The sequence below is a fragment of the Hufsiella arboris genome (assembly GCF_009834875.1).
Taxonomy (GTDB): domain Bacteria; phylum Bacteroidota; class Bacteroidia; order Sphingobacteriales; family Sphingobacteriaceae; genus Hufsiella_A; species Hufsiella_A arboris.
The window spans coordinates 818,263-841,135 of sequence record NZ_WVHT01000001.1; the positions used below are offsets into that span (position 1 = coordinate 818,263).

20 protein-coding genes are annotated in these 22,873 nt (G+C 42.4%); 10 read left to right on the forward strand and 10 right to left on the reverse strand.

The features are described 5' to 3' along the window. The first annotated feature begins 8 nt into the window (after positions 1–8). The 5 genes from GS399_RS03625 to GS399_RS03645 all read left to right on the forward strand — a co-directional run bounded on the left by GS399_RS03625 (position 9) and on the right by GS399_RS03645 (position 6,792). Positions 9–1,070 (forward strand): M20 family metallo-hydrolase, encoded by a 1,062-nt coding sequence (locus GS399_RS03625; protein ID WP_160843206.1) that lies wholly within the window; start codon positions 9–11, stop codon positions 1,068–1,070. 191 nt (positions 1,071–1,261) lie between these two features. Further along, positions 1,262–2,593 (forward strand): argininosuccinate lyase, encoded by a 1,332-nt coding sequence (gene argH / locus GS399_RS03630; protein WP_160843207.1) that lies wholly within the window; start codon positions 1,262–1,264, stop codon positions 2,591–2,593. 627 nt (positions 2,594–3,220) lie between these two features. Further along, positions 3,221–4,477 carry a pyridoxal phosphate-dependent aminotransferase gene (locus GS399_RS03635; protein ID WP_160843208.1) on the forward strand — a complete coding sequence of 419 codons (1,257 nt, stop codon included), beginning with the start codon at positions 3,221–3,223 and terminating at the stop codon, positions 4,475–4,477. A 3-nt stretch (positions 4,478–4,480) separates the two neighbouring features. Next, on the forward strand, positions 4,481–5,194 hold the full coding sequence (locus tag GS399_RS03640; RefSeq protein WP_160843209.1) for an SAM-dependent methyltransferase: 714 nt from the start codon (positions 4,481–4,483) through the stop codon (positions 5,192–5,194). Beyond that, on the forward strand, positions 5,191–6,792 hold the full coding sequence (locus GS399_RS03645; RefSeq protein WP_160843210.1) for an FAD-dependent monooxygenase: 1,602 nt from the start codon (positions 5,191–5,193) through the stop codon (positions 6,790–6,792). Before GS399_RS03640 ends, GS399_RS03645 begins: the two co-directional genes overlap by 4 nt. Before the next feature lie 3 nt (positions 6,793–6,795). Here GS399_RS03645 and GS399_RS03650 read toward each other — a convergent pair whose 3' ends face one another. The 6 genes from GS399_RS03650 to GS399_RS03675 all read right to left on the reverse strand — a co-directional run bounded on the left by GS399_RS03650 (position 6,796) and on the right by GS399_RS03675 (position 10,457). Further along, a complete protein-coding gene (locus tag GS399_RS03650) occupies positions 6,796–7,188 on the reverse strand; it encodes a VOC family protein (protein WP_160843211.1) in 393 nt (130 codons plus the stop codon). A gap of 67 nt (positions 7,189–7,255) precedes the next feature. After that, positions 7,256–7,855 (reverse strand): MiaE family protein, encoded by a 600-nt coding sequence (locus GS399_RS03655; protein ID WP_369410095.1) that lies wholly within the window; start codon positions 7,853–7,855, stop codon positions 7,256–7,258. Positions 7,856–7,925: 70 nt separating this feature from the next. Continuing rightward, positions 7,926–8,063: a hypothetical protein gene (locus GS399_RS03660; protein WP_160843212.1), complete on the reverse strand. Its 138-nt coding sequence runs from the start codon at positions 8,061–8,063 to the stop codon at positions 7,926–7,928. 316 nt (positions 8,064–8,379) lie between these two features. Beyond that, entirely contained in the window at positions 8,380–8,952 is a 573-nt protein-coding gene (gene nadD, locus GS399_RS03665; RefSeq protein ID WP_160843213.1) for a nicotinate (nicotinamide) nucleotide adenylyltransferase, read from the reverse strand. 12 nt (positions 8,953–8,964) lie between these two features. Then, positions 8,965–9,537, reverse strand: a complete 573-nt coding sequence (gmk, locus tag GS399_RS03670; RefSeq protein WP_160843214.1) for a guanylate kinase — start codon at positions 9,535–9,537, stop codon at positions 8,965–8,967. A 44-nt stretch (positions 9,538–9,581) separates the two neighbouring features. After that, positions 9,582–10,457 carry a YicC/YloC family endoribonuclease gene (locus GS399_RS03675; RefSeq protein ID WP_237487848.1) on the reverse strand — a complete coding sequence of 292 codons (876 nt, stop codon included), beginning with the start codon at positions 10,455–10,457 and terminating at the stop codon, positions 9,582–9,584. A gap of 98 nt (positions 10,458–10,555) precedes the next feature. Here GS399_RS03675 and GS399_RS03680 point away from each other — a divergent pair, with 98 nt between their 5' ends. Then, the gene (locus GS399_RS03680) at positions 10,556–11,284 is read left to right on the forward strand and encodes a hypothetical protein (protein WP_160843215.1); all 729 of its coding nucleotides are present in this window, start codon (positions 10,556–10,558) and stop codon (positions 11,282–11,284) included. Here the strand turns inward: GS399_RS03680 and rnc are convergent. From rnc to GS399_RS03695, 3 genes are all read right to left on the reverse strand, one after another. Beyond that, positions 11,281–12,009, reverse strand: coding sequence for a ribonuclease III (gene rnc, locus GS399_RS03685; RefSeq protein WP_160843216.1), 729 nt, complete (start codon positions 12,007–12,009; stop codon positions 11,281–11,283). The two genes, GS399_RS03680 and rnc, sit on opposite strands and share 4 nt — an antisense overlap. Before the next feature lie 67 nt (positions 12,010–12,076). After that, entirely contained in the window at positions 12,077–13,330 is a 1,254-nt protein-coding gene (gene fabF / locus GS399_RS03690) for a beta-ketoacyl-ACP synthase II (RefSeq protein ID WP_160843217.1), read from the reverse strand. 19 nt (positions 13,331–13,349) lie between these two features. Next, the gene (locus GS399_RS03695; protein ID WP_008508386.1) at positions 13,350–13,586 is read right to left on the reverse strand and encodes an acyl carrier protein; all 237 of its coding nucleotides are present in this window, start codon (positions 13,584–13,586) and stop codon (positions 13,350–13,352) included. 132 nt (positions 13,587–13,718) lie between these two features. Here GS399_RS03695 and GS399_RS03700 point away from each other — a divergent pair, with 132 nt between their 5' ends. The 4 genes from GS399_RS03700 (at position 13,719) to GS399_RS03715 (ending at position 20,342) form a co-directional block, all read left to right on the forward strand. Beyond that, positions 13,719–14,138, forward strand: a complete 420-nt coding sequence (locus tag GS399_RS03700) for an IPExxxVDY family protein (RefSeq protein WP_160843218.1) — start codon at positions 13,719–13,721, stop codon at positions 14,136–14,138. Positions 14,139–14,216: 78 nt separating this feature from the next. Further along, positions 14,217–15,644: a pyruvate kinase gene (pyk, locus tag GS399_RS03705; RefSeq protein ID WP_160843219.1), complete on the forward strand. Its 1,428-nt coding sequence runs from the start codon at positions 14,217–14,219 to the stop codon at positions 15,642–15,644. Between the two features lie 727 nt (positions 15,645–16,371). After that, on the forward strand, positions 16,372–19,680 hold the full coding sequence (locus GS399_RS03710; RefSeq protein ID WP_160843220.1) for a vitamin B12-dependent ribonucleotide reductase: 3,309 nt from the start codon (positions 16,372–16,374) through the stop codon (positions 19,678–19,680). Positions 19,681–19,988: 308 nt separating this feature from the next. Next, the gene (locus GS399_RS03715) at positions 19,989–20,342 is read left to right on the forward strand and encodes a hypothetical protein (protein ID WP_160843221.1); all 354 of its coding nucleotides are present in this window, start codon (positions 19,989–19,991) and stop codon (positions 20,340–20,342) included. 265 nt (positions 20,343–20,607) lie between these two features. Here the strand turns inward: GS399_RS03715 and GS399_RS03720 are convergent. Beyond that, on the reverse strand, positions 20,608–22,873 hold a 2,266-nt coding region (locus GS399_RS03720), incomplete at its 5' end, for a carboxypeptidase-like regulatory domain-containing protein (protein WP_160843222.1).

The window sequence follows — 22,873 nt, forward strand, 5'->3', positions numbered from 1 at the left end:
TCTCATTTATGTTAGAGAAACTACAAAACGATAGTATCGACCTGCTTCGCAAACTGATACGAATTCCTTCGTTCAGCAAGGAAGAAAACCATACTGCGGCAGCAATTGAGCTGTTTTTACAGCAGCGCGGCGTTCGTACTCATCGAAAATTAAACAACATCTGGGCGTACAATAAATATTTTGACGGTGCTAAACCTACGATACTCCTAAACTCGCATCACGATACGGTAAAGCCGAACACCGGCTACCAGCGAAATCCGTTTGCAGCGGATATCGAAGGAGATAAGCTTTTCGGTTTGGGAAGCAATGACGCTGGCGGTTGCCTTGTATCGTTGATTGCCACATTTCTTCATTTTTATCCTCAGGAAAATCTGAAATATAACTTTTGTCTGGCGACGACAGCTGAAGAAGAAATATCGGGTAATAACGGACTGGAACTGGTTATCCCGGATTTAGGCCCGCTCGATTTTGCGATTGTTGGCGAACCGACATTAATGAATCTCGCGGTAGCCGAACGTGGTTTAATGGTGCTCGATTGTACTGCGCATGGCAAAGCCGGACATGCTGCACGGGAGGAAGGCGATAACGCTATTTACAAAGCGTTGAAAGATATCGAATGGTTCCGCAACTATAAATTTCCGAAAGTTTCCGAAGTTTTTGGCCCGCTGAAAATGTCGGTAACCGTAATTAACGCCGGCTCACAACATAACGTGGTTCCTGCACAATGCGATTTTGTGGTTGATGTGCGTGTGACGGATGCTTACAGAAATGAGGAAGTTTTAGACATTATCCACCAGCATGTTTCCTGCGAGGTAAAAGCACGATCTGTTAGATTGAAACCATCGTCGATAGATAAAGAACATCCCATCGTTCAAGCCGGCATTGCTTTAGGCAGAACAACTTACGGTTCACCAACAACGAGCGATCAGGCGTTGCTGGATATTCCATCGTTGAAACTTGGCCCGGGTGATTCCGCACGTTCACACATGGCTGATGAATTTATTTATGTGAATGAGATCCGCGAAGGAATAGATTTGTATGTCAGGATGCTGGAAAGGATTGTGTTTTGATTTACGAATTTTGATTTAAAGATGCTACTGCTCAGACTTCTAATGATAAAAGATTGCTTCGTGCTCGCAAAGACGAAAGCCACTGCGTCACTGCGAGGTACGAAGCAGTCCTAAAGTGCTTAGTTAGAACAAAAATAATTTAATTATTAAACGGGCGAGATTGCTTCGTGCCTCGCAATGACGAACTCCACATGAAACTCTGGCAAAAAGATAAAGAAACTCTTAAATCCGTAGAAACATTTACTGTTGGTAAAGACCGCGAGCTCGACCGGGAAATGGCCGCGTTTGATGTACTCGGATCGTTGGCCCATACACGTATGCTTGAAAGCATAGGTTTGCTTTCTTCAGAAGATTTACAAACGGTACAAAAAGAGTTAAAAAATATTTACAAGGAAATCGAAGCAGGATTCTTTTCAATTGCTGATAACGTCGAAGACGTTCATTCACAAGTGGAATTTTTATTGACCGAGCGTATTGGTGAAGCCGGGAAAAAAATTCATTCTGGCCGCTCCCGCAATGATCAGGTTTTAGTTGATCTTAAGCTTTTCTTCCGCAGCCAGATCGAAGCGATCGTAAAAAATACACAAGCACTTTTCGATCAGTTGATTTCACTAAGCGAAACACATAAAGAGAAATTGATGCCGGGTTACACGCACCTGCAAATCGCGATGCCTTCGTCATTCGGTTTGTGGTTTGGAGCTTATGCAGAAAGCCTGGTTGATGATTTGGAAGTTATGCTTGCCGCCTGGAAGGTTTGCAACAAAAATCCGTTGGGTTCAGCGGCTGGCTATGGATCCTCGTTTCCGCTTAACCGTACCATGACAACTGAATTACTTGGATTTGAGTCGTTAAACTACAACGTTGTCTACGCGCAAATGGGCCGTGGAAAAACGGAAAGGATTCTCGCCCAGGCGATGTCGTCTGTAGCGGCAACATTGGCTAAGTTTGCAATGGATGTAACGCTGTTCATTAACCAGAATTTCGACTTTATCAGTTTCCCGGATGAACTGACCACCGGCTCGAGCATCATGCCGCATAAAAAAAATCCGGATGTATTTGAACTGATCCGCTCAAGATGCAATAAGATTCAGGCACTGCCGAACGAGATTGCTATGATGACGACGAATCTTCCCGTTGGCTATCACCGCGATCTTCAATTACTTAAAGAAAATCTTTTCCCAGCGTTTACATCCTTAAACGAGTGCCTGGAAATATGCACATTCATGCTGCAAAATATTACCGTTAAAGATGATATTTTAAACGACCCAAAGTATGATTACCTGTTCAGTGTGGAGGTTGTGAACGATGAAGTTTTGAAAGGTGTTCCGTTCCGTGAAGCTTATAAAAACATCGGCATGGCCATTGAAAATGGAAGTTTTAAGCCATTGAAAACGGTAAATCACACACATGAAGGCAGCATTGGAAATTTGATGAATGAGCAGATAAAAGCAGCTTTTAATAAAGTTCAGGGTGAATTTGGGTTTGGTAAAATTCAAAAGGCGATTAACGCTTTGCTTGATTAAATTTTTAGTGCAAACGAACGTATATAAATAGTGCGAGAGTTAGTGATTCTGTAACGTTCATGTGGCTGATTATTTAAAGGATATTGAGAAGCAAATGAAGTAATTCAATTACAGTTAGCCGGGCTATACGCTTATACTGCACAAGCCTTAGCCACGGGCCGGTATCCGCTTCTATCCCGTTCATTGTACGCATTGCAGTGATACTATTTGCGTTTTGTTCGTGCCAAGATGCAATGCCCCTGCATTTTGAACCCGGTAGCAGCGGCAGCTTTTGCCGGTATTAAAATTTCAAATGACCAGGAACTTTCACGGCAAAACTATAGCGGATAACGGGACTATCCGAAAATATATCACACCAAGCGCTGCTTTTCAAATCAAAAGTCACATTAGCACTTGACATTCATAACTGCTTGATCCTGTTTCCTTATTGCTGAACCTGCTTTTAAAACTGAAAATCTTGTATCAACATATCCGCCATTCTGTCCTAATTCTTTCGATGATCATTGCAAGCGATTAAGAATTCGTCGGGCGAATAATCGCATCAACTTCATACTTCATCGTAAAATATCCACTCACTTTTGTCTGCCCACCTCCGACTTCCTATCTTTGGCGCATAAACTAATTAAAATGAGTATTTCTAAACTGGCCCAAAATCTCAAAGGGTCTGAGATTATAAAAATTGCCGGAGAAATTAATGAACTTAAGAAAGCCGGTCAGAACATTGCTAATTTGACTATAGGTGATTTTGATTCAAACATCTATCCTATTCCCGGCGAATTAAAAAGCGAAATTATCGACGCTTACAATCATAACCAGACAAATTATCCGCCGGCAGATGGAGTTCTTGATTTGCGGCAGACAGTTTCAGGGTTTTTGAAAGAAAATTTTAACCTTGATTATGCTTCGAATGAAATTCTCATATCCGGAGGCTCCCGTCCGCTGATATATGCAACCTATCTGGCTTTGGTTGATCCGGGTGATAAAGTTGTTTATCCTGCGCCATCATGGAATAACAACCATTATTGCGATCTGACTTCTGCAGACGGCGTGGCGGTGCCAACTCACCCACATAATAATTTTATGCCAACGGCGGCCGAGTTAAGTGAGTACATTAAAGGTGCAACATTATTGGCGCTTTGTTCGCCGTTAAATCCAACTGGTACCATGTTCTCAAAAGAAAATCTGGAAGAGATCTGCGACCTGGTGATTGAGGAAAACAAATCACGTAAAGAAGGTGAAAAGCCGCTTTACCTATTATACGACCAGATTTACTCGCAGCTCACATTTGGCGATCATCAACATTATAACCCGGTTTCGTTACGTCCCGAATTGCGGGATTACACGGTATTTATTGATGGCGCTTCAAAATGCTTCGCTGCAACCGGCGTACGCGTTGGTTGGGGCTTCGGTCCGGCTCACATTATCGATAACATGAAAGCGATCATAGGGCATATGGGCGCATGGGCTCCGAAGGCCGAGCAGGTAGCAACATCACATTTTCTGAAAAATTCACCGGCGGTGCAGAATTACTTAGCGGAGTTTAAACAGCGGATACAACAGAGTTTAGAGGCGCTTTATAAGGGTATCAAGCATCTTAAAGCACAAGGCTTCCCCGTTGATGCCATTGAACCAATGGGAGCAATTTACCTGACAGTGAAGATCGATCTGAAAGGAAAAGTAACGCCAGACGGCAAAGTGCTTCGAAGCCCGTCTGACATAAACTTTTACTTGATCCAGGAAGCAAAAGGCGCATTGGTGCCGTTCTCAGCTTTTGGAACTGATGAAGATCTGGCATGGTTCCGTACATCAGTAGGTGCTTGTTCCTACGAAGAAATAGAGAGCTTGATTCCAAGAATTGGCGAGGCAATTAAAAAACTCAGCTGATTTATGCCTAAAGGAACGTTATTTCTGATTCCCGTGCCATTAGCAGACGAAAGTGCCGTAAAATCATTTACTGCTTTCGCCGGTGATATCGTCAATCAGATTAGCGAATACATCGTTGAAAATGAAAAAACAGCGCGCCGGTTTCTGAAAGAAGCCGGCTTGAAAACGCCCCAAAGTGAATTGCTGCTTCACGACTATGGCAAACATAACCGTGATGGAATTCTGACGTACTTCTTTGCCGGGCTGGAGGCAGGAAAGGATGTCGGCTTAATGAGCGAAGCCGGCTGTCCGGCAATTGCCGATCCGGGCTCGGATATTGTTGCGGAGGCCCATCGCCGCGGAATAAAAGTTGTTCCGCTGGTTGGTCCGAGTTCGATTGTTCTGTCGCTCATGGCTTCAGGATTCAACGGGCAGAGTTTTACGTTCCATGGATATCTGCCGATTGACAAAAATGAGCGCACAAGGAAATTAAAGGAGCTTGAACATAATTCCGAGCGGTTTAACCAAACTCAGCTTTTTATCGAAACGCCCTTTCGAAATAATCAGCTTTTGGAGGACGTGTTAAAAAGCTGCAAACCCCAGACCAGGATTTGCATTGCCTGTAATTTAACATCATCCGATGAGCTAATCATCTCAACGACAGTTGCTGAGCTCAAAAACAAAAAACCTGATCTGCATAAAAAGCCGGCTATTTTTTTGTTATTTCGAGGTAAGTGATTACTTCAACCGATAAAAAACAAGTTTTAATAGTGGGCGCCGGCCCGTCTGGTTTGATGATGGCTGCTCAACTATTGCGCTATGGAATCCAGCCAGTAATCATCGATCAAAAGGACGGGCCGACGAATCAATCTAAAGCATTAGCCTTACAAGCCAGATCGTTAGAGATTTACCGGCAGCTGGGTGTAATTGACGATGTGCTTTCCCGCGGCGATGAAGCAAAAGGACTCAAATTTCATCAGGAAGACAAAGTTTTTGAACTTAATCTCGAGGGTGCAGGCAACGGGCAAACCGAGTTTCCCTATATTTTTATGCTTGAGCAAAGCAAAAACGAGCGGGTTTTGCTTAACTATCTCACTAACCACGTTTGTGCGGTTTCCTGGCGAACCACACTTAAATCATTAAAACAAAATGACCGGGAAGTAGAAGCTGTTTTAGTAACAGAAAATGGTGAATCAACGGTAAATTTCGAATGGGTTGTTGGTGCAGACGGAGCTCACAGTATCGTCAGGAAGCTTTTGAATATCGAATTTAAGGGATCCACTTATCCTCAATATTATTACCTCGCTGATTTGACGCTGCGGGAAGGTTTTAAAAAACAAGTCGTGCAGGTTTTTACGCGAGGGCACAGTCTTGCAGCTGCATTCCCGATGCGTGATGAAGGTCGTTTTAGATTTATTGGCGCGTTACCTGAAAATATGAAATCTGTTGATGACCTGAGTTTTGATGACGTGCGGCCTTACCTGGAACAAGCCGTTGGCGCGAGGGTCGAGGTGTCGAATTGCGAATGGTTTACGTCGTATAAGCTTCATCATCGCATGGCGGAAAGTTTTCATCTGCAGCGATGCTTTTTAATTGGCGATGCAGCGCATATTCATTCGCCGGTTGGCGGCCAGGGGATGAATACCGGCTTACAGGATGCTTATAATTTATCGTGGAAACTTGTCGGTGTCATTAACGGTCAATATCATTCCAAAATCCTGAACTCGTATCAGGAAGAAAGAATGCCCGTTGCAAAGCAGCTTCTTAAGACGACGGATAAGCTGTTTACTATCATCATCTCGAAAAATTGGCTCTCTATAAAACTGCGTAATTTCCTGGTTCCATTAATTATTCCGAAAATATGGAGTAACGATAAAATCAGGGGACGGTTTTTTAAGATGGTGTCGCAAATTGGAATCAGTTACCGGCACAGTTCTGTCAATGTACATCATAGCCATCTCTCGAGCGTAAAGGCTGGCGACAGGTTGCCTTATCTGGAATTTTACGATGAGAAAAAAGAGGAAACTACTGATCTGCACAGCTGGTTTAATAAAACGGGATTTACGATCCTGGTTCTCGGAACCTTTGATGAACGATTTTTATTTTCGATAGCGCAATGGATTACATTGAATTATCCGCAAGGACTAAACTTTTTTTACCTGCCTTATAGCAAACGGAACATCGCTTTTTTTCATCAGTTCCACATTTCATACGGACAAAAAAAACTCTTAATAGTCCGGCCGGACATGTATATCGGCTACATGAATGATGTAGTTGACCTTGAGATAATCGGTAACTATTTAAAGAATATTATCGGCTGGAAAAAAAGCGGCTAATTGCTACTTGTTCTGGCTGTGAACCGCCATCCGGTTTCCCTCTGTGTCTGTAAAAAAAGCGCAAAAACCAATATCAGGCGAAATCTGCATAGTAGGCCCGGTAACTTTTCCACCTGCCTGCTGAACGCGTTCGAGGAAAGCATCGCAGCCGCCTGTTTCATTTGCGTTTAAGTAGACTAACGTATTGCTTTGGCCAGGTTCATATCCCGCTCCCTGAACAAGGGAGCCGCCCAAATCCTTAAGCGTCATGCCTTCGGTGTTTATCATTCCCATTTTAAAGCCCGGCGCCATTTGCTCGTCGATTTCAATTTTAGCATTTAGCACCTGTTCGTAGAATTTTTTAGCTCGTTCCATGTCTGAAACGGGAATCTCTAACCAATTAATCAGATTTGCCATAACGGATGATTTTAAGATTGTAACAAACTAATAATCAAAGTTTAAGATTATATCTGAAAACTGCAAGCTAACCGTGAATAGTTTCGCTTTTGCCGTAATTTTGAATTACTGTCGCTTCGTGAGCGAGGAATTCATTCCAGCGTTTGTCTACGTCAATCGTGTCGGCATACTGTTTGGCGAATTTTAAAAACATAGTGTAGTGTGATGCTTCGCTAACCATTAATTCATGATAGAATACCGACAGTTCATCATCGTTTATATTATCTGAAAGCACTTTGAAACGCTCGCAGCTTCGCGCTTCGATCATTGCAGAAAAAAGCAATCTGTCGACCAATTGCGCTTCCCGGCCGCCGCCTTTTATAATGAATTTCGCCAGTTCGTTCACATAGTTATCTTTTCGCTCGCGGCCCAGTGTAAATCCGCGTTGCAAAATGATATCGTGAACACGTTTAAAGTGGTCCATTTCTTCCTGGACAAGTAAAGCCATTGCCTGCACCATGTCAGACAGATTGGGATTTTGAACTATTAAAGTAATGGCATTACTGGCAGCCTTCTGCTCGCAAAAAGCGTGATCAGTTAAAATCTCTTCAATATTGCTTTCAACCACATTCTTAACCCATAACGGATCTGTAGGCAGTTGAAGCTTTAAAATGGTTTTCTCGCTCACGGGAGTAAAATTAGGAAAATGTTTTAGGAAGATATAGTCAAGTCAGCCGATGAATACCGGCCGCTGTGCATTATTCATCGGAAGACGGAAAAGAAAAATAAGTTGTATTCGTTAATTGAGAAGGATTAATTAACATGGATGTTTGAATGATTGTTTGTTCGAGAATGGAATCGATATGATCATTGAAATGGCCGCCATTGATTGACATTAAATATTAATTTGGAGATCATGTGCAGCGCCTTTCGGTTTACTCAGTCCTGTCTTCCATTCATACGCCTTCAGGCTTTAGGCTCATGGTCGGTATCCATTGCAGCCATGTTTAACCGGCAATGACAGTAGATTTATTATTGTTTTACAAGACCCAGGTCAATAAACGGGATAAAGCAAATATGTGCAGTTGGTGTAACCGCTGTTTCAGTTTTAGCGTGGCTTATCGGCTGCGTGAGAAGTAAAAGCGGAAAACGGAAACAAACTATCAATCGAAGAAAAGGCTTTGCGCTTTAAAGAATATCTTTAAAATATCCCTACCTATACAAATTCTTACTCTCAATAAACTCGATCACATTATCCGGCAGAAAATATTGCGTGTTCTTCTGTTCTTTAAATGCCTTTCTTATAAACGTAGCAGATATTTCCATCAAAGGAGTATCGGTGATTTTAACGGAAGGATGATTATCAAATTCCGATCCTGAAAATCCGGGCCTTGGATAGACAAAGAGTTCGTAATCGCGCAGAAGCATTTCGTGATTTTTCCACTTTTTAAATGAAACCAGGTTATCTGATCCCATTATTAGGCAAAACTGTTTTTCCGGGTATTTCTCTTTAAGAAATGTCAGGGTATCGATGGTGTAAGACGGCTGTGGCAACCCAAATTCAATGTCGCTAACTTTGAGTTTTTGCGAGTTTTCTGTAGCTAGTTTGGCCATTTCCAGCCTGTCGTACATGTTAATCAAGTCGCTTTTTGATTTCAGCGGGTTATGTGGCGAAACCACCAGCCACACCTCATCGAGCGCCGTGTAATTTGCCAGGTAGTTGGCAATGATAAGGTGGCCGGTATGAATTGGATTAAATGAACCGAAAAATAAACCGATCTTCATGTCAGGAACTGGCTATGATTGAATCATAAAGTCTTTTAAAAGCTTTTCAGCATTTTCGCAGGCTTCGTCAAGTTCATAGTTTTTCAGAATTACGTCGAACTTGTCCGCATAGGTAAGCTCTTTGCTGGCTTTTGCAATACGTTCTTTTAATTTTAGTTCACTGTCGGTACCACGGCTTCGCAAGCGTTCAATGAGCACTTCCAGCGAAGGTGGCTGAACGAATACTGCGAGTGCATCTTTTCCATATTTCCGTTTCAGGTGTAAACCTCCTTCTACATCGATATCGAAAATCACATTTTTGCCGGTTTTCCATATTCGCTCTATTTCGGAGCGCAATGTGCCGTAAAACGTTCCGGTATAAACTTCTTCAAATTCAACGAAATCCTTTTGAGCAATGCGGTGCAGGAACTCTTCTTTGGATATAAAATAATAATCCTTCCCATGGATTTCAGTACCGCGCGACTGGCGCGTTGTTGCGGAAACTGAAAATTGTATCAGATCAGGATATTTGTTTAAAAGATGGTGTACAATGGTTGTTTTGCCAGCACCCGACGGTGCCGAGAATATTATAAGTTTACCGTCCATTTCAGATTGTAAAAGGTATCACAAGTTCTTTTTACGCAAGCCTTTTAAAGCACGTTTAATAATTGTTCTTTAATTTTTTCGAGCTCCTCTTTCATGCCTACTACAATTTTTTGTATGGCAGCGTCATTAGCTTTTGAACCCATGGTATTTATTTCACGCCCAATCTCCTGCGAAATGAATCCCAGTTTTTTGCCATTTGCATCGGGAGATTTTAAAGCTTCCAGGAAATAATCGCAATGGCTCTTAAGCCTGATTTTTTCTTCTGTGATATCCAATTTATCAATGTAAAATATGAGCTCCTGCTCAAAACGGTTCTGATCAATTTTCTCTTTCCCTACAAACTCTTCTAGTGCCAGGTTGATCCGTTCCTTAATGACGTTAATTCGGTTCGGCTCATGTATTTTTACCTGTTCTAAAGCAGCCAATATATTTTTTATGCGGAATTCGATGTCCTGCTGCAAAACAGATCCTTCATCAGCACGAAATGTCTGGAAGGCTTGCATTGCCTGGTTAAACGTTGCCAACAGGTTATCCCATTCCTCTTCACTTACTGTTCCTTCTTCGTAACTGATTACTTCGGGAAAATTAACGGCCAATTGCATTAGGCTGGTACTGGTGTCACCCAGTTCAGTTGCGGTCTCTTGCAATTGGTTGTAGTAATGTTTTAATAATGTTTTATTAATTGAAGCTGCTTTTGATAATCCTTCCGGGTATTCGGCGTTGATTATCAGGCTAACTTTACCGCGTTCTATCTGTTTGCTGCATTCGTTACGGATAAGCAACTCCTTTTCAGAAAACGCTTTTGGAAGCTTTAAAATAAGTTCGAGGAATTTGCTGTTTAACGATTTTATTTCAACCGTATATTTAACCTGCTTAAAATCATTTGCCGCAAGGCCGTAGCCCGTCATTGACTTGATCATGGGCAAAGATAAGTTAAAAAACCGCGCACGACCAAATTGACAGCTTTTTAACATAAATTACTAAGTCACTAATTTATGATTTCGTAAATTTACCTGACATGAAGTATCTAAAATATGTCATAACGGGCTGGTTATTTTCATTGTCGCTGAGTTTACATGCACAGGATTTTGAACAGGCTGGCGCCGTAATGGCCAAAGGTTCCGGGACGCGGCTTGCGGAGGTAAGTGTAAGAAATTTACGTACCGGGCAATATGCGTTAACCAATGATTTTGGAATATTCAGAATTAACGTCTCCGTGAGAGATACGCTTCTTTTCAGGAAGAAAGATTATGCAGATCAGAAAGTTGCCGTCACATCAACCAAAGACATGGTTGTGCAAATGGCACCTGGTATAATGCTTAACGAAGTAACAGTGACAGCGAAGTCGAAAAAACAGGAGATGCAGGAGGTGTTGGATGATTACCGTAAAAAAGGCGTTTATTATAACGGTAAACCACCTTTTTTATCTTACCTGTTTAAACCGCTTACTGCTCTTTACGAGCTGATTGGAAAAACTCCGGGCCAAGCCAGGCGATTTAACAAATATTATGGAACTGAGCTGCAGCAGACCGAAATCGACCGGAAATTTAACAAGTCGGTTGTGATGCAATACGCAAATTTGCCGGATGAAAAAATAAGTGATTTTATGACCCTGTACCGTCCCTCGTATGAAACTGCACAATACTGGAACGAGTATGATGTAATCACATATATTAAAAAGTCTTCGGAAGATTATAAGAAAAAAGGTGAACCGGCTGTAGAACCTTTACCGAAGCTTGGAAATTAAATGGCTAATGCATCGCAGGCTTTTTCTGCAGCGAGTTTCTCAGCATTCTTTTTATTGTAATCGCGGCCCACGCCCAAATTCTCACCGTCAACTACTGCACATACAGTAAAAAGTTTGACGCTTTCTCCGTCGTCGTTTGCAACGAGCTCAAAAAGAACGTCTTTCCCGTGCCGCTGACACCATTCGATGAGTTTGCTTTTAAAATTTGTTTCGGTTAACTCAAGCTTGTGAATGTCAACATGTGGTTTAATGATCCTGCTAAGTATAAAATTTTTAGTAAAATTATATCCCTTATCAAGATAAACAGCTCCTATTAACGCTTCGAATGCATCGCCCATCATGGATCCTTGTTTGTTCGACAGGTTAACCATCCGGTTGTCGAATTCGATAAGCTCATTAAAGCCCATTTTTCGGGCGAGTTGATTGAGGTTTGCCCGGCTTACGATCTTCGAGCGCATTTCTGTCAGGAAGCCTTCTTCTTTATAAGGGTAAAGTTTAAACAGTAATTCGGCAACCACTGAACCTAAAACAGCATCACCTAAAAATTCCAGGCGCTCATTGCTGTTTTTCGTTCCATGTTTCAGAGGTACTGCTACAGATTTATGGCGAAATGCCATTCTGTACAGCGAGAGATTCCCCGGAACAAAACCAAGCAGGTTGTTCAGGGTTTTTACGTATTTGCGCTGAGAAGAAAAGTGTAGTTTGTATATCCTGGCTAAAGGCATTTAACAAATTTCAGAGGATTTAAAGATACAGTGTTAGAAAGTATATAAGCAAATCCTCTGAAATGTTTTATCCTTCATATTTTTTAAATATTACGGAAGCATTGTGACCGCCAAATCCAAAGGTATTGCTTTGAGCAGCACGTACCACGCGTTTTTGCGCTTTGTTAAACGTAAAATTTAATTTAGGATCAATATCAGGATCGTCGGTAAAATGATTGATAGTTGGAGGAATGATATCATTTTGTACCGCAAGTATCGATGCGATCGATTCAATAGCTCCGGCAGCTCCTAACAAGTGACCGGTCATTGATTTCGTCGAACTAATGTTCAATTTATAAGCATTCTCGCCAAAGAGGTTCAGAATCGCTGTTGACTCACTAATGTCGCCAAGAGGTGTCGAAGTGCCGTGAACATTGATATAATCTATATCATCCACAGTCATGCCTGCATCTTTCAGTGCATTAGTCATTACGAGGCGTGCTCCAAGGCCTTCCGGGTGTGGTGCTGTGATATGATTAGCATCGGCACTCATACCGCCGCCGACAAGCTCAGCATAAATTTTCGCTCCGCGAGCTTTTGCATGCTCCAGTTCTTCCAGAATAATCGTTCCGGAACCCTCTCCCGCTACAAATCCGTCACGGTCTTTGTCAAACGGGCGTGAAGCCGTAGCCGGATCATCATTTCGTGTAGATAAAGCATGCATTGCGTTGAATCCGCCCATGCCGGCTTCGTTAATAATGGCTTCCGATCCGCCTGAAATGATCACATCAGCCATCCCTAAACGGAGATAGTTAAATGAATCGATCAATGCATTGGTTGAGGATGCGCAGGCCGAAACCGTTGCAAAATTAGGTCCTCGCAACCCATATTTAATAGAAATATGACCCGGAGCGATGTCCAGGATCATTTTAGGAATGAAGAATGGATTGAATCGCGGATTGCCATCGCCCTTGGCAAAATTGGTAACCTCGTCCAAAAATGTTTTTAAACCGCCGATTCCCGAACCCCAGATAACACCAATACGGTTTGTGTCAAACTTAGTGAAATCAAGGCCTGAATCCTTAACGGCTTCATCGGTGGACGCAAGAGCATAATGCACAAAAGGGTCAACCTTACGTGCTTCCTTGCGGTCCATGAAATCTTCCGGATTGAAATTTTTTACCTCGCAGGCAAATTTGGTTTTGAAGTTTGTAGCATCAAACCTGGTAATAGGAGCGGCACCGCTTACCCCATTGATCAGACCATCCCAATATTCAGCAACGGTATTTCCAAGTGGAGTAAGCGCACCAAGTCCTGTAACAACAACTCTTTTAAGCTCCATTTAATATGTGCGGCGTAAATTACTTTACGTTTTTCTCTAAATAAGCAATAGCTTGACCAACTGTTCCGATTGTTTCAGCCTGGTCATCAGGAATAGCAACGTTAAATTCTTTTTCAAACTCCATGATTAGTTCCACGGTGTCTAAAGAATCGGCACCAAGATCGTTTGTGAAAGATGCTTCCGGTGTAACTTCACTTTCATCAACACCTAATTTTTCAACGATAATTGCTTTTACTCTTGAAGCGATATCAGACATATTTTTTATGATTTAATGGTTAAAATTCTGTGCAAAGAAAAATAAATTCTATTAAATATCAAACCTTTTTGTTTTGGCGTAGAATAATGGTCATAACTGATTGTTTACTAACTTTGAACCCGTAGAACTGTTTTGAATAAACTGATTTTAAAATACGAGCCAGACCTTGATTTTATTTTAATAGCTATTACGGCTCCATTAAAAGATTACCGCTTTTGTTTTAAGCTCAACAAGGAACTTCGGATTCAGTTTTCGCGGATTGATGATTTAGAGCTTCAGTTCGGGTCAGGTCCGGAAATTCAGTTTTTTTCGCGTTATTATTACCAGGAGCCGCAAACGGAAGTTGAATTTTATCTTATTGCCAATAAAGGAAATGAAGGCTGGTTAATTCCAGAAATGAAAGGAACAGATTACTTTATTTTGATACGTAATTATATAGATGACGAGGACCGTGAAAAGTTTTTAGGCAGCGTTAATAAACTAAATGAAGTGGTTTCCGCTGTAGAAGTTAATCCCAGGAAATTGAAATCTAAAGAAAATCTCATATTTTAGCAGCCCGAAATGGTAGTGTATTTTTTACACTTTGTAAATAGAAAAAAGCATAACGCCAGTTATTAAAAAATATTATTAATGAAACACACGCACAAACGAACTAAGATCGTTGCAACTCTCGGACCAGCATCGGCAAAAAAGGAAATGTTGCTGAGCATGATTAAAGCCGGTGTAAATGTTTGCCGCCTTAACTTTTCGCACGGCAGCCAGGAAGTTCACCAGCAAGTGATCAATACGATCCGTGAAATCAATGAGCAGTACAAAACCCATGTCGGCATTTTAGCCGATTTGCAGGGACCGAAGATTCGTATCGGAATGGTTCAGGATGGTGGTATAAATCTTATCAACGGAACTCAGATTGATATTACAACCCGCGAACTCATCGGCAACGATAAAGAAATTTACATCACTTACGATACTTTTCCTAATGATGTACAGGCCAATGAGATAATCCTGTTAGATGACGGGAAAATTCAGATGCGTGTAATCAGCACAAATAAAAAGGACACGGTTACCTGTGAGATTGTTCACGGTGGAATTTTAACGTCGCGGAAAGGCGTAAACCTGCCGAACACCAAAGTTTCTATTCCATCACTAACGGATGAGGATCTTTCAAATCTGGATCTGGCGCTTAAAAACGACGTTGAATGGATCGGGATGTCATTTGTGCGTACAGCAGATGATATCGTTCAATTAAAACGTATCATCTCCCAAAGCGGAAAAACTGCCAAAGTAATTGCGAAGATTGAAAAGCCGGAAGCAATCGATAACATCGACGCTATCATCGCTGTAACGGACGGTGTAATGGTTGCGCGTGGCGACCTGGGTGTTGAAATGCCGATGGAGCAAGTTCCTGTATTGCAAAAAATGATCGCAAGAAAATGCCGCGAAGCGTCAAAACCGGTTATCGTTGCAACACAAATGCTCGAGAGTATGATCACTACTCCGCGGCCAACACGTGCTGAGGTTAATGACGTTGCAAACTCCGTATTGGACGGAGCTGATGCAGTAATGCTAAGCGGTGAAACTTCGGTGGGTGAATTTCCGCTGATCGTTATCGAAACAATGTCGAAGATCATTAAAAATATCGAGGAGACAGCATATCCTTATCACACACCGAAAAAGTTAAACGTTGAATCGCCAACCTACATGGCTGACGCCGTTTGTGGTTCTGCTGTTTATCTTTCGGAAAAATCAAGCGCCGTGGGTATTGTATCGATGACTTCATCCGGATATACAGCGTTTGAAATTTCCAGCCACAGGCCAAAAGCCACTACCTTTATTTTTACAAGCAATAAAACGCTACTCAATTCACTGAGCCTGCTTTGGGGAGTAAGAGGTTTTTACTACGATAAATATGTAAGTACCGACGAATCGATCAGCGATGTAAATTCTATTTTGCTGTCGGAAAACCTGGTTGAACCGGGAGAGGTTGTAATCAATACTGCGTCAATGCCGATTGAACAAAAAGGCAAAACCAATATGATCCGGGTGACTGTCTTATAAGTTGAGATAAGATCAGGGATATAAAAGACAATGCAAAGCTTCGGGAAACCGGAGCTTTTTGTTTTTACGGAGCTGGAGCGACATTTAAGTCACAAAGTGCCAGGACCGTTGAAGTAAACGATTTGTTTTGCGGAAGCGCTTTACATTTTCGATGGTTTTTTTGGCGTTGCCTTCGGCCGGGCTTTCCGTTTCAATCTTTTCCGCCCTACGGGACGAAAAAGGATTTCCACTTCAATCCTTAACGCGGGCTACGGCGCGGTTCCGGCGAATGTCCATTGATTTTAAACCCGATTGTACCAGAAAACCCGAAAGGAGGTACGACTGAGGATTTGGAGGGAAAAGCGGGACTACCGACCGCCAAGAGAATTTAACTTTCATTTTCTAATTATCATCGGTTTTTAAAAATGGTTATTATGCAAATTTTAAAAAGTCTTACAGCACTTGAAAATTGAAGTAGGTCTAATAGGACACTTGCCGATATAAATTGATTCGTTGTTTACACTTAATAGTGTACTCGAAACACGTTAAAATTTGAGTTCAGGTTAGTTTTCCACATGACAAACAGCTTAATGAGAATCAATTGCGCGTTAATTCGCACTCAATTCGCTATTTACACTATCAACTTGTGGAAAAGATAAGTTCAGTTGGAACTATCTGAAAGATAAATTTGATTAAAAACCCCTTAAGGTTTTCTGCTTACACTTTTTCACATTTAAAACACAATATTATGGGCAAAATAAATGACAAAAAATCAACCCAAGGCAAAGGCCTTCATTTTAATCGCTATTTTACCAAGGATGGTGTAAATGTTTACGATTTGTTCTCGTATGAGAAAAGGTCATCTGTAATCAGGAATCCTTCCGGGGACGCGGTTTTTGAAATGAACGATGTGGAAGTTCCGGGAAGCTGGAGCCAGGTAGCGACGGATATTCTTGCCCAGAAGTATTTCCGTAAAGCCGGCGTGCCGCAAGCTGATGGTTCGACCGGCTCTGAAAAAAGCATTAAACAGGTTGCTCACCGTATGGCGAACTGCTGGAAACAGTGGGGCGAGAAATACAATTACTTCGCGTCTAAAGAGGATGCAAATATCTTTTATGACGAGTTGGTTTATACCATCGTTGGGCAATTGGCTGCGCCAAATTCACCGCAATGGTTCAATACCGGACTGCATTCCTCGTATGGCATCACAGGAAAGCCGCAGGGGCATTATTTTGTTGACCCTGTGACCGAAGTGCTTTCGAAATCTACTTCAGCTTACGAGCGTCCGCAGCCACATGCCTGCTTCATCCTTTCGGTGAATGACGACCTGGTAAACGATGGTGGTATCATGGACCTTTGGGTTCGTGAAGCCCGTATCTTCAAATACGGTTCGGGTGTTGGGACCAATTTCTCCGCCATCCGTGGGGAGAGTGAAAAGCTTTCCGGCGGAGGTTACTCGTCTGGATTAATGTCGTTCCTGAAAATCGGCGACAGGGCTGCGGGAGCTATTAAATCCGGCGGAACAACACGTCGTGCCGCTAAAATGGTTTGCCTGGACCTGGACCACCCTGAAATTGAAGGATTCGTAAACTGGAAAGTCGAAGAAGAGAAAAAAGTTGCCGCTTTAATCGCCGCCGGTTATTCTTCTGATTACGAAGGTGAAGCCTACAGAACTGTTGCAGGACAAAATTCAAATAACTCGGTTCGTATACCAAATAGTTTCTTCCATGCTCTTGAATCTGGAAAACCATGGAACCTGATTGGCCGGACAAATGGGAAAGTATTAAAATCGATTTCCTCGGAAAAACTGTGGAACGACATCACATTTGCTGCCTGGGCTTGCGCTGATCCGGGCGTTCAATACGATACAACTATCAACGAATGGCACACTTGCCCGGAAGGCGGACGAATCAACGCATCCAATCCGTGCTCGGAATACATGTTCCTGGATAACACAGCTTGTAACCTGGCTTCCATCAATCTTGCTCATTTCTTCGATCCTGAAAAACTGACGTTTGATGTAAAAGGATTCGAACACGCGTGTCGTGTATGGACAACCGTTCTGGAAATTTCCGTTTTAATGGCTCAGTTCCCGTCTAAGGAAGTAGCTCAATTGTCATATGATTACCGCACATTGGGTTTAGGTTACGCGAATCTTGGTTCGATGCTGATGGTTGCCGGAATACCGTACGACAGTGACAAAGCCCGTGCAATCGGCGGTGCAATTACCGCGATCATGACCGGAACAGCTTACGCAACTTCAGCCGAAATGGCCAAAGAACTAGGTGCCTTCCGTGAATACGAAAAGAACAAGCAACACATGCTTCGCGTGATGCGCAATCATCGCTTTGCGGCATACAACTCAACTGAAAATTACGAAGGACTGGAAATCGCTCCTCCGGGAATTGATCCTAAGTTCTGTCCTGATTATTTATTGTCTGCGGCCTGCAACGCTTGGGATAAGGCCGTTGAATTGGGCGAGAAATACGGTTACCGCAATGCGCAAACTACTGTGATCGCGCCGACCGGAACGATCGGTTTGGTAATGGATTGCGATACGACCGGTATCGAGCCTGATTTTGCTTTAGTAAAGTTTAAAAAGCTTTCTGGCGGAGGTTACTTTAAGATCATTAACCAGGCAGTTCCAACCGCGCTTAAAAATCTCGGTTACCAGGAGCACGAAGTAGAAAAGATCATCAATTACGCGAAAGGCGCCGCGACGTTAGAAGGAGCTCCGCATATCAATTTTGATTCCTTAGCAGCGAAAGGATTTACTCAAAATGAATTAGAGAAGATCGACAAATCATTACTTGCTGCGTTCGAAATAGGTTTTGTGTTCAATCAATGGACGCTGGGCGAGGATTGCCTGAAACGTTTAGGCTTTAAGTCGGAACAATACAATTCGCCTGATTTTAATTTGCTTCGTTCTATCGGCTTCAGTCGCCAGCAAATCGCTGACGCGAACGAATACATCTGCGGAACGATGACATTGGAAGGCGCTCCATATTTAAAACAGGAGCATTACGCGATTTTTGATTGCGCAAACAAATGCGGATCAAAAGGTGAGCGTTACATTCATGCTCATGGCCATATCAAAATGATGGCCAGTGCGCAGCCATTCCTTTCTGGTGCGATCTCAAAAACAATTAACCTTCCAAACGAAGCAACTATTGAGGAAATAAAAGACTGTTACGAACTGTCGTGGAAACTGGCGCTGAAAGCAAACGCGCTTTACCGCGACGGTTGTAAATTGTCGCAGCCGTTGTCGACCAAATCCTCAGATACGAAAGAAGATAAGCTGGATACAGTTGAAGAAGTATTGGGCGAAGCCGCCAATGTGAAACTCAGCGACCTGACACCTGAACAGGTTCTGGAAGCTGCCCGTGCAATACTTGACAGATCAACTGACACTACGTTCAAAAGACAACTGTCATCTGTTGTACAGAAGAAAGCTTTACCGCACAAACGTCGTGGTTTTACACAAAAAGCAGCCATAGGCGGACAGAATGTGTTTGTTCGTACCGGAGAATACGAAGACGGAACCTTGGGCGAAATCTTCGTGGATATGCATAAAGAAGGTGCGACTTTCCGATCACTGATGAACTGTTTTGCTATCGCGATTTCGGTTGGTTTGCAATACGGCGTTCCGCTGGAAGAGTTTGTAGATAAGTTTACGTTCACACGTTTCGAGCCATCGGGCATGGTATCGGGCCACGACAATATCAAAAGCTCTACTTCGATAGTCGACTATATCTTCCGTCTGCTGGGGTACGAATACCTGAACCGCACTGATTTGGTTCACATCGTGACCGAACAAAATGCAGTATTAGGAAATCCGCAAATGGCCGACGAAGATCAGAATCCGCACGATAATCATTTTGCCGAAGCTCCTAAAGCTGAAAAAGTAATCGGAAATAAAATATTGAAACCGGTACTCGACATTTCCGGCGGCGGCCAAAGCGACGCGCCTGCCTGTACCAATTGCGGACATATCACGGTACGTTCCGGCACTTGTTACAAGTGTTTGAATTGCGGCACGCAGGGAGGATGTTCTTAGTTTTTTGATTTATATTTTAGAAGAGGGAAAGCTGCTTTCAGAGATGAGGGCAGCTTTTTTTGAGATTGTCGAACTTATAATCCTTTTGAATTTACAGCGATTAATCGACTCTAAAAGCAACCGTTAACTCCATTTTACTATAAAAACCTAAAAATTATGGACTTATTAAAATATGAATTTATTGATTCACCAGAAGGCTCTTACAATTTTATCTTAGGTAAATTAGTTAAAGACTTAAGATTTGTCGTTCTGAAGTATCAATTGGCGAATTCCAAGCAGCTATTCCAATTTTAAAAAAAGTTGAGTCAATGCTTCAAAAGCTTGATAAAGACATTGGAAACAAGGAGAGATTTTATATCGAAGAAATCTTAGCTGAACTTGAAAAAGAGAGTGAAATAGAAGAAGCCTTACTAGAAGATTTTGAATGGTCAGCGAAATCCATTTTAGTCACTTTGTTCGATAAAGAATTTCATTTGAAAGATTATTCTTATGAGCTTAAAAAAAATAACGGGATTTACTGGATTGAATTTTATGGTAACATCAAAATCGATGATAAGTTGCTGCAAGTTGTCAAAGAGGTTTTTAAAACTGTATGTTATAAATATGGAATCATATTTATTGATGGGCATTTAAAGCATTATAAAGAGCTTTACTTAAATTAATTAGCCTTTTGACTGATCGTAGCGCCGCGCTACGATCAATGCTATTCTAATTTCACGCTGTCCGAAGTGTTCAGCGCAGCGTCACTTCGGATTAACGAATAAAGAGGAGTCTTCTGACTCCGGTATACATTCTCACTTGCTTTCTTAAGTATTTTCGGCGGTAACATCTCCCATTTACGCTTCATTTTATTGATTCCCATCCATCATAAAAAAAACACGTCCTTCAAAAACGACGTGTTTTTTTAACCACAAAAGGTCCTAACATTTATTCGTCATTTCGATCCAATACCACAACCGTTTCATCGTCAATTAATATATTTCGCTCCAACGTGATGATATAGTTTCCGGCATCCAGTCCGTTCAATTCGAAAACGCCACTTTCGTTAGTTGTAACTGTACGCAAACTGCCACCGGGATTTCTTCCGCCTTTAACTACAATTCCTCCTATTGGTTGGCCGGGCCTTAAAGCAGCGTCTGTCGCGGGACCTCCGGCAATGGTTTCCGGTATCCCGTCGCCATCCAGATCATTACTTTGTATTGTCAGAAGTTTAAAAAAAGATCCGATTCCTGTTGAATTTCCGGAAGCAAGCCGGTCGTTTTTGATATTGGATTTCGTTTTGATTTTCAATGGATCGTCGCTTCTCAGACTATATCCATCCGGAGTGTCTTGAGTAGTGCCTGCGGCAAGCCGGTCGTTTTTAATATTGGATTTGGTTTTGATCTTCAACGGATCGTCGCTTCTCAGATTAGATTCATCCGGCGTGTTCTGATCACCAGTATTTCCAGCGAGGCGATCATTTTTAATATTGGATTTCGTTTTAATCTTCAACGGATCGTCGCTTCTCAGATTAGATTCATCCGGCGTGTTCTGATCACCAGTATTTTCAGCGAGGCGATCATTTTTAATATTTGATTTGGTTTTGATTTTTAAGGGATCAACGCTTTTAAAAACTGGATCATTCGATGCATTCGGATCTAAATCACCGGCTGCCATACGATTGTTTTTAACGTTGGATTTCGTTTTAACTATTCTCAGGTTCTCATCACTCATTTCCCTCGTGGACAACATCAGCGATAATTGTTCATCGCTTTGGTCGACAATTCCAACAAGGTCAGTTCTTGTGCTGGCGTAGTAATCGTATCCTTTTTTACCGCCCACCGCACCATTTAACTTTACGGCATACCGGCCGTCGGGAACATTGGCAAAGAAGAAATCACCACTTGCTTCCGTCTGGGTATTGGTAATCTCAGCTCCGCTTTCAAGATCGACTAATGATACGGAAATGTCGGCGACACCTTCGTATAAAGGATTATCAGATATCGGCTGTGTTTTATTTTCATGCATCGGATTACTGGCAGAGGAACCGGAACCCTGGTACAATGGATTGTTTTTCACCGACTGCATCTTTCCTTCATACAATGGATTGCTGCCAGTAGAACCGGAACCATGGTACAAAGGATTTGAACCCTTTTGGCTGTACAGAGGATTTTCCTGAATGCTTGGACCGTTCGCTTTGTATCTTTGGCTGCCCTGATCGGCGAAAATAAGTCCATATTTTTTTAACTCACGCCCGTTCCCGTTAGCTGATTCCCGAACAGCTATGCGAACATGATCTCCAAAACCTGAATCTGGTGTTCGATTTACTGAATTAAAATTGGAAGAAGCCGGCGTTTTGTTGGTTATTATTCCACTGTTATTACTGTTATTCGCCCAGCTTAATCTTCCTGAAATAATATTGCGGGCTGCTAAATCCTTGTGAATAATTCCTCTTTTCGAAGTATATGTTAACGCATCGTCCGGGCAGGCAAATGTCGTTTCTTGCGAACTCCCATCCGGATTTTTACTTTTTATCGTAACAGCACCGCAGTTCTCATTTTTTTTCCGGCCGTTGGCAGTGGCGCCGGTACCCTTGGTGTTAATGGCATGTGCCTGTAGGGGTACAGTAATCTCTTGTCCGGTTGTCGGATCGGCAATAACGGCAAAGTCTTCATACTTTACGTTGCCGATATGTTTTTTACGGAGATTTTCCTCGCTGTCTTTTGTGTTTTTTGAACCGAAACTTTTGCTGATGCCCAGGCTAACACTCACAAGTTTTAAATCCTTTGTTTGCATGGTTGCGATGTTCTGACCATTCTGCGGATCGTAAGAGTTGATCGTTGATTTCGACTGCAGGTAATCGGTACCGATAAAAAATCTTGTGGAAGTGGTGACCGGGTAAGCGATGCTGACACTTCCGGAAAATCCCGGGTACAAATTGCTGCCGGAGCCGGAATAGCTGTAAAAAGAACGCTCAACTCCCCTCAAACCGATGGTCATGGAACCGGGATTATTTAGAAACATACCTCCCTGAACCGAAGCGGTTACTTCAACCCTCTTGCCGAAACGTACAGAAGGGCCCGCTAAAAAATAGCCGTTGAAAGGATTTGATTTGACCTGATGCAATTGGTCGGCTTTAAATTGGAACGCGGTTGTAAGAGAATTAACTGCATTTTCGTCTAAAGTTCCGGTTAGAAATCCGCCGCTTACTCCC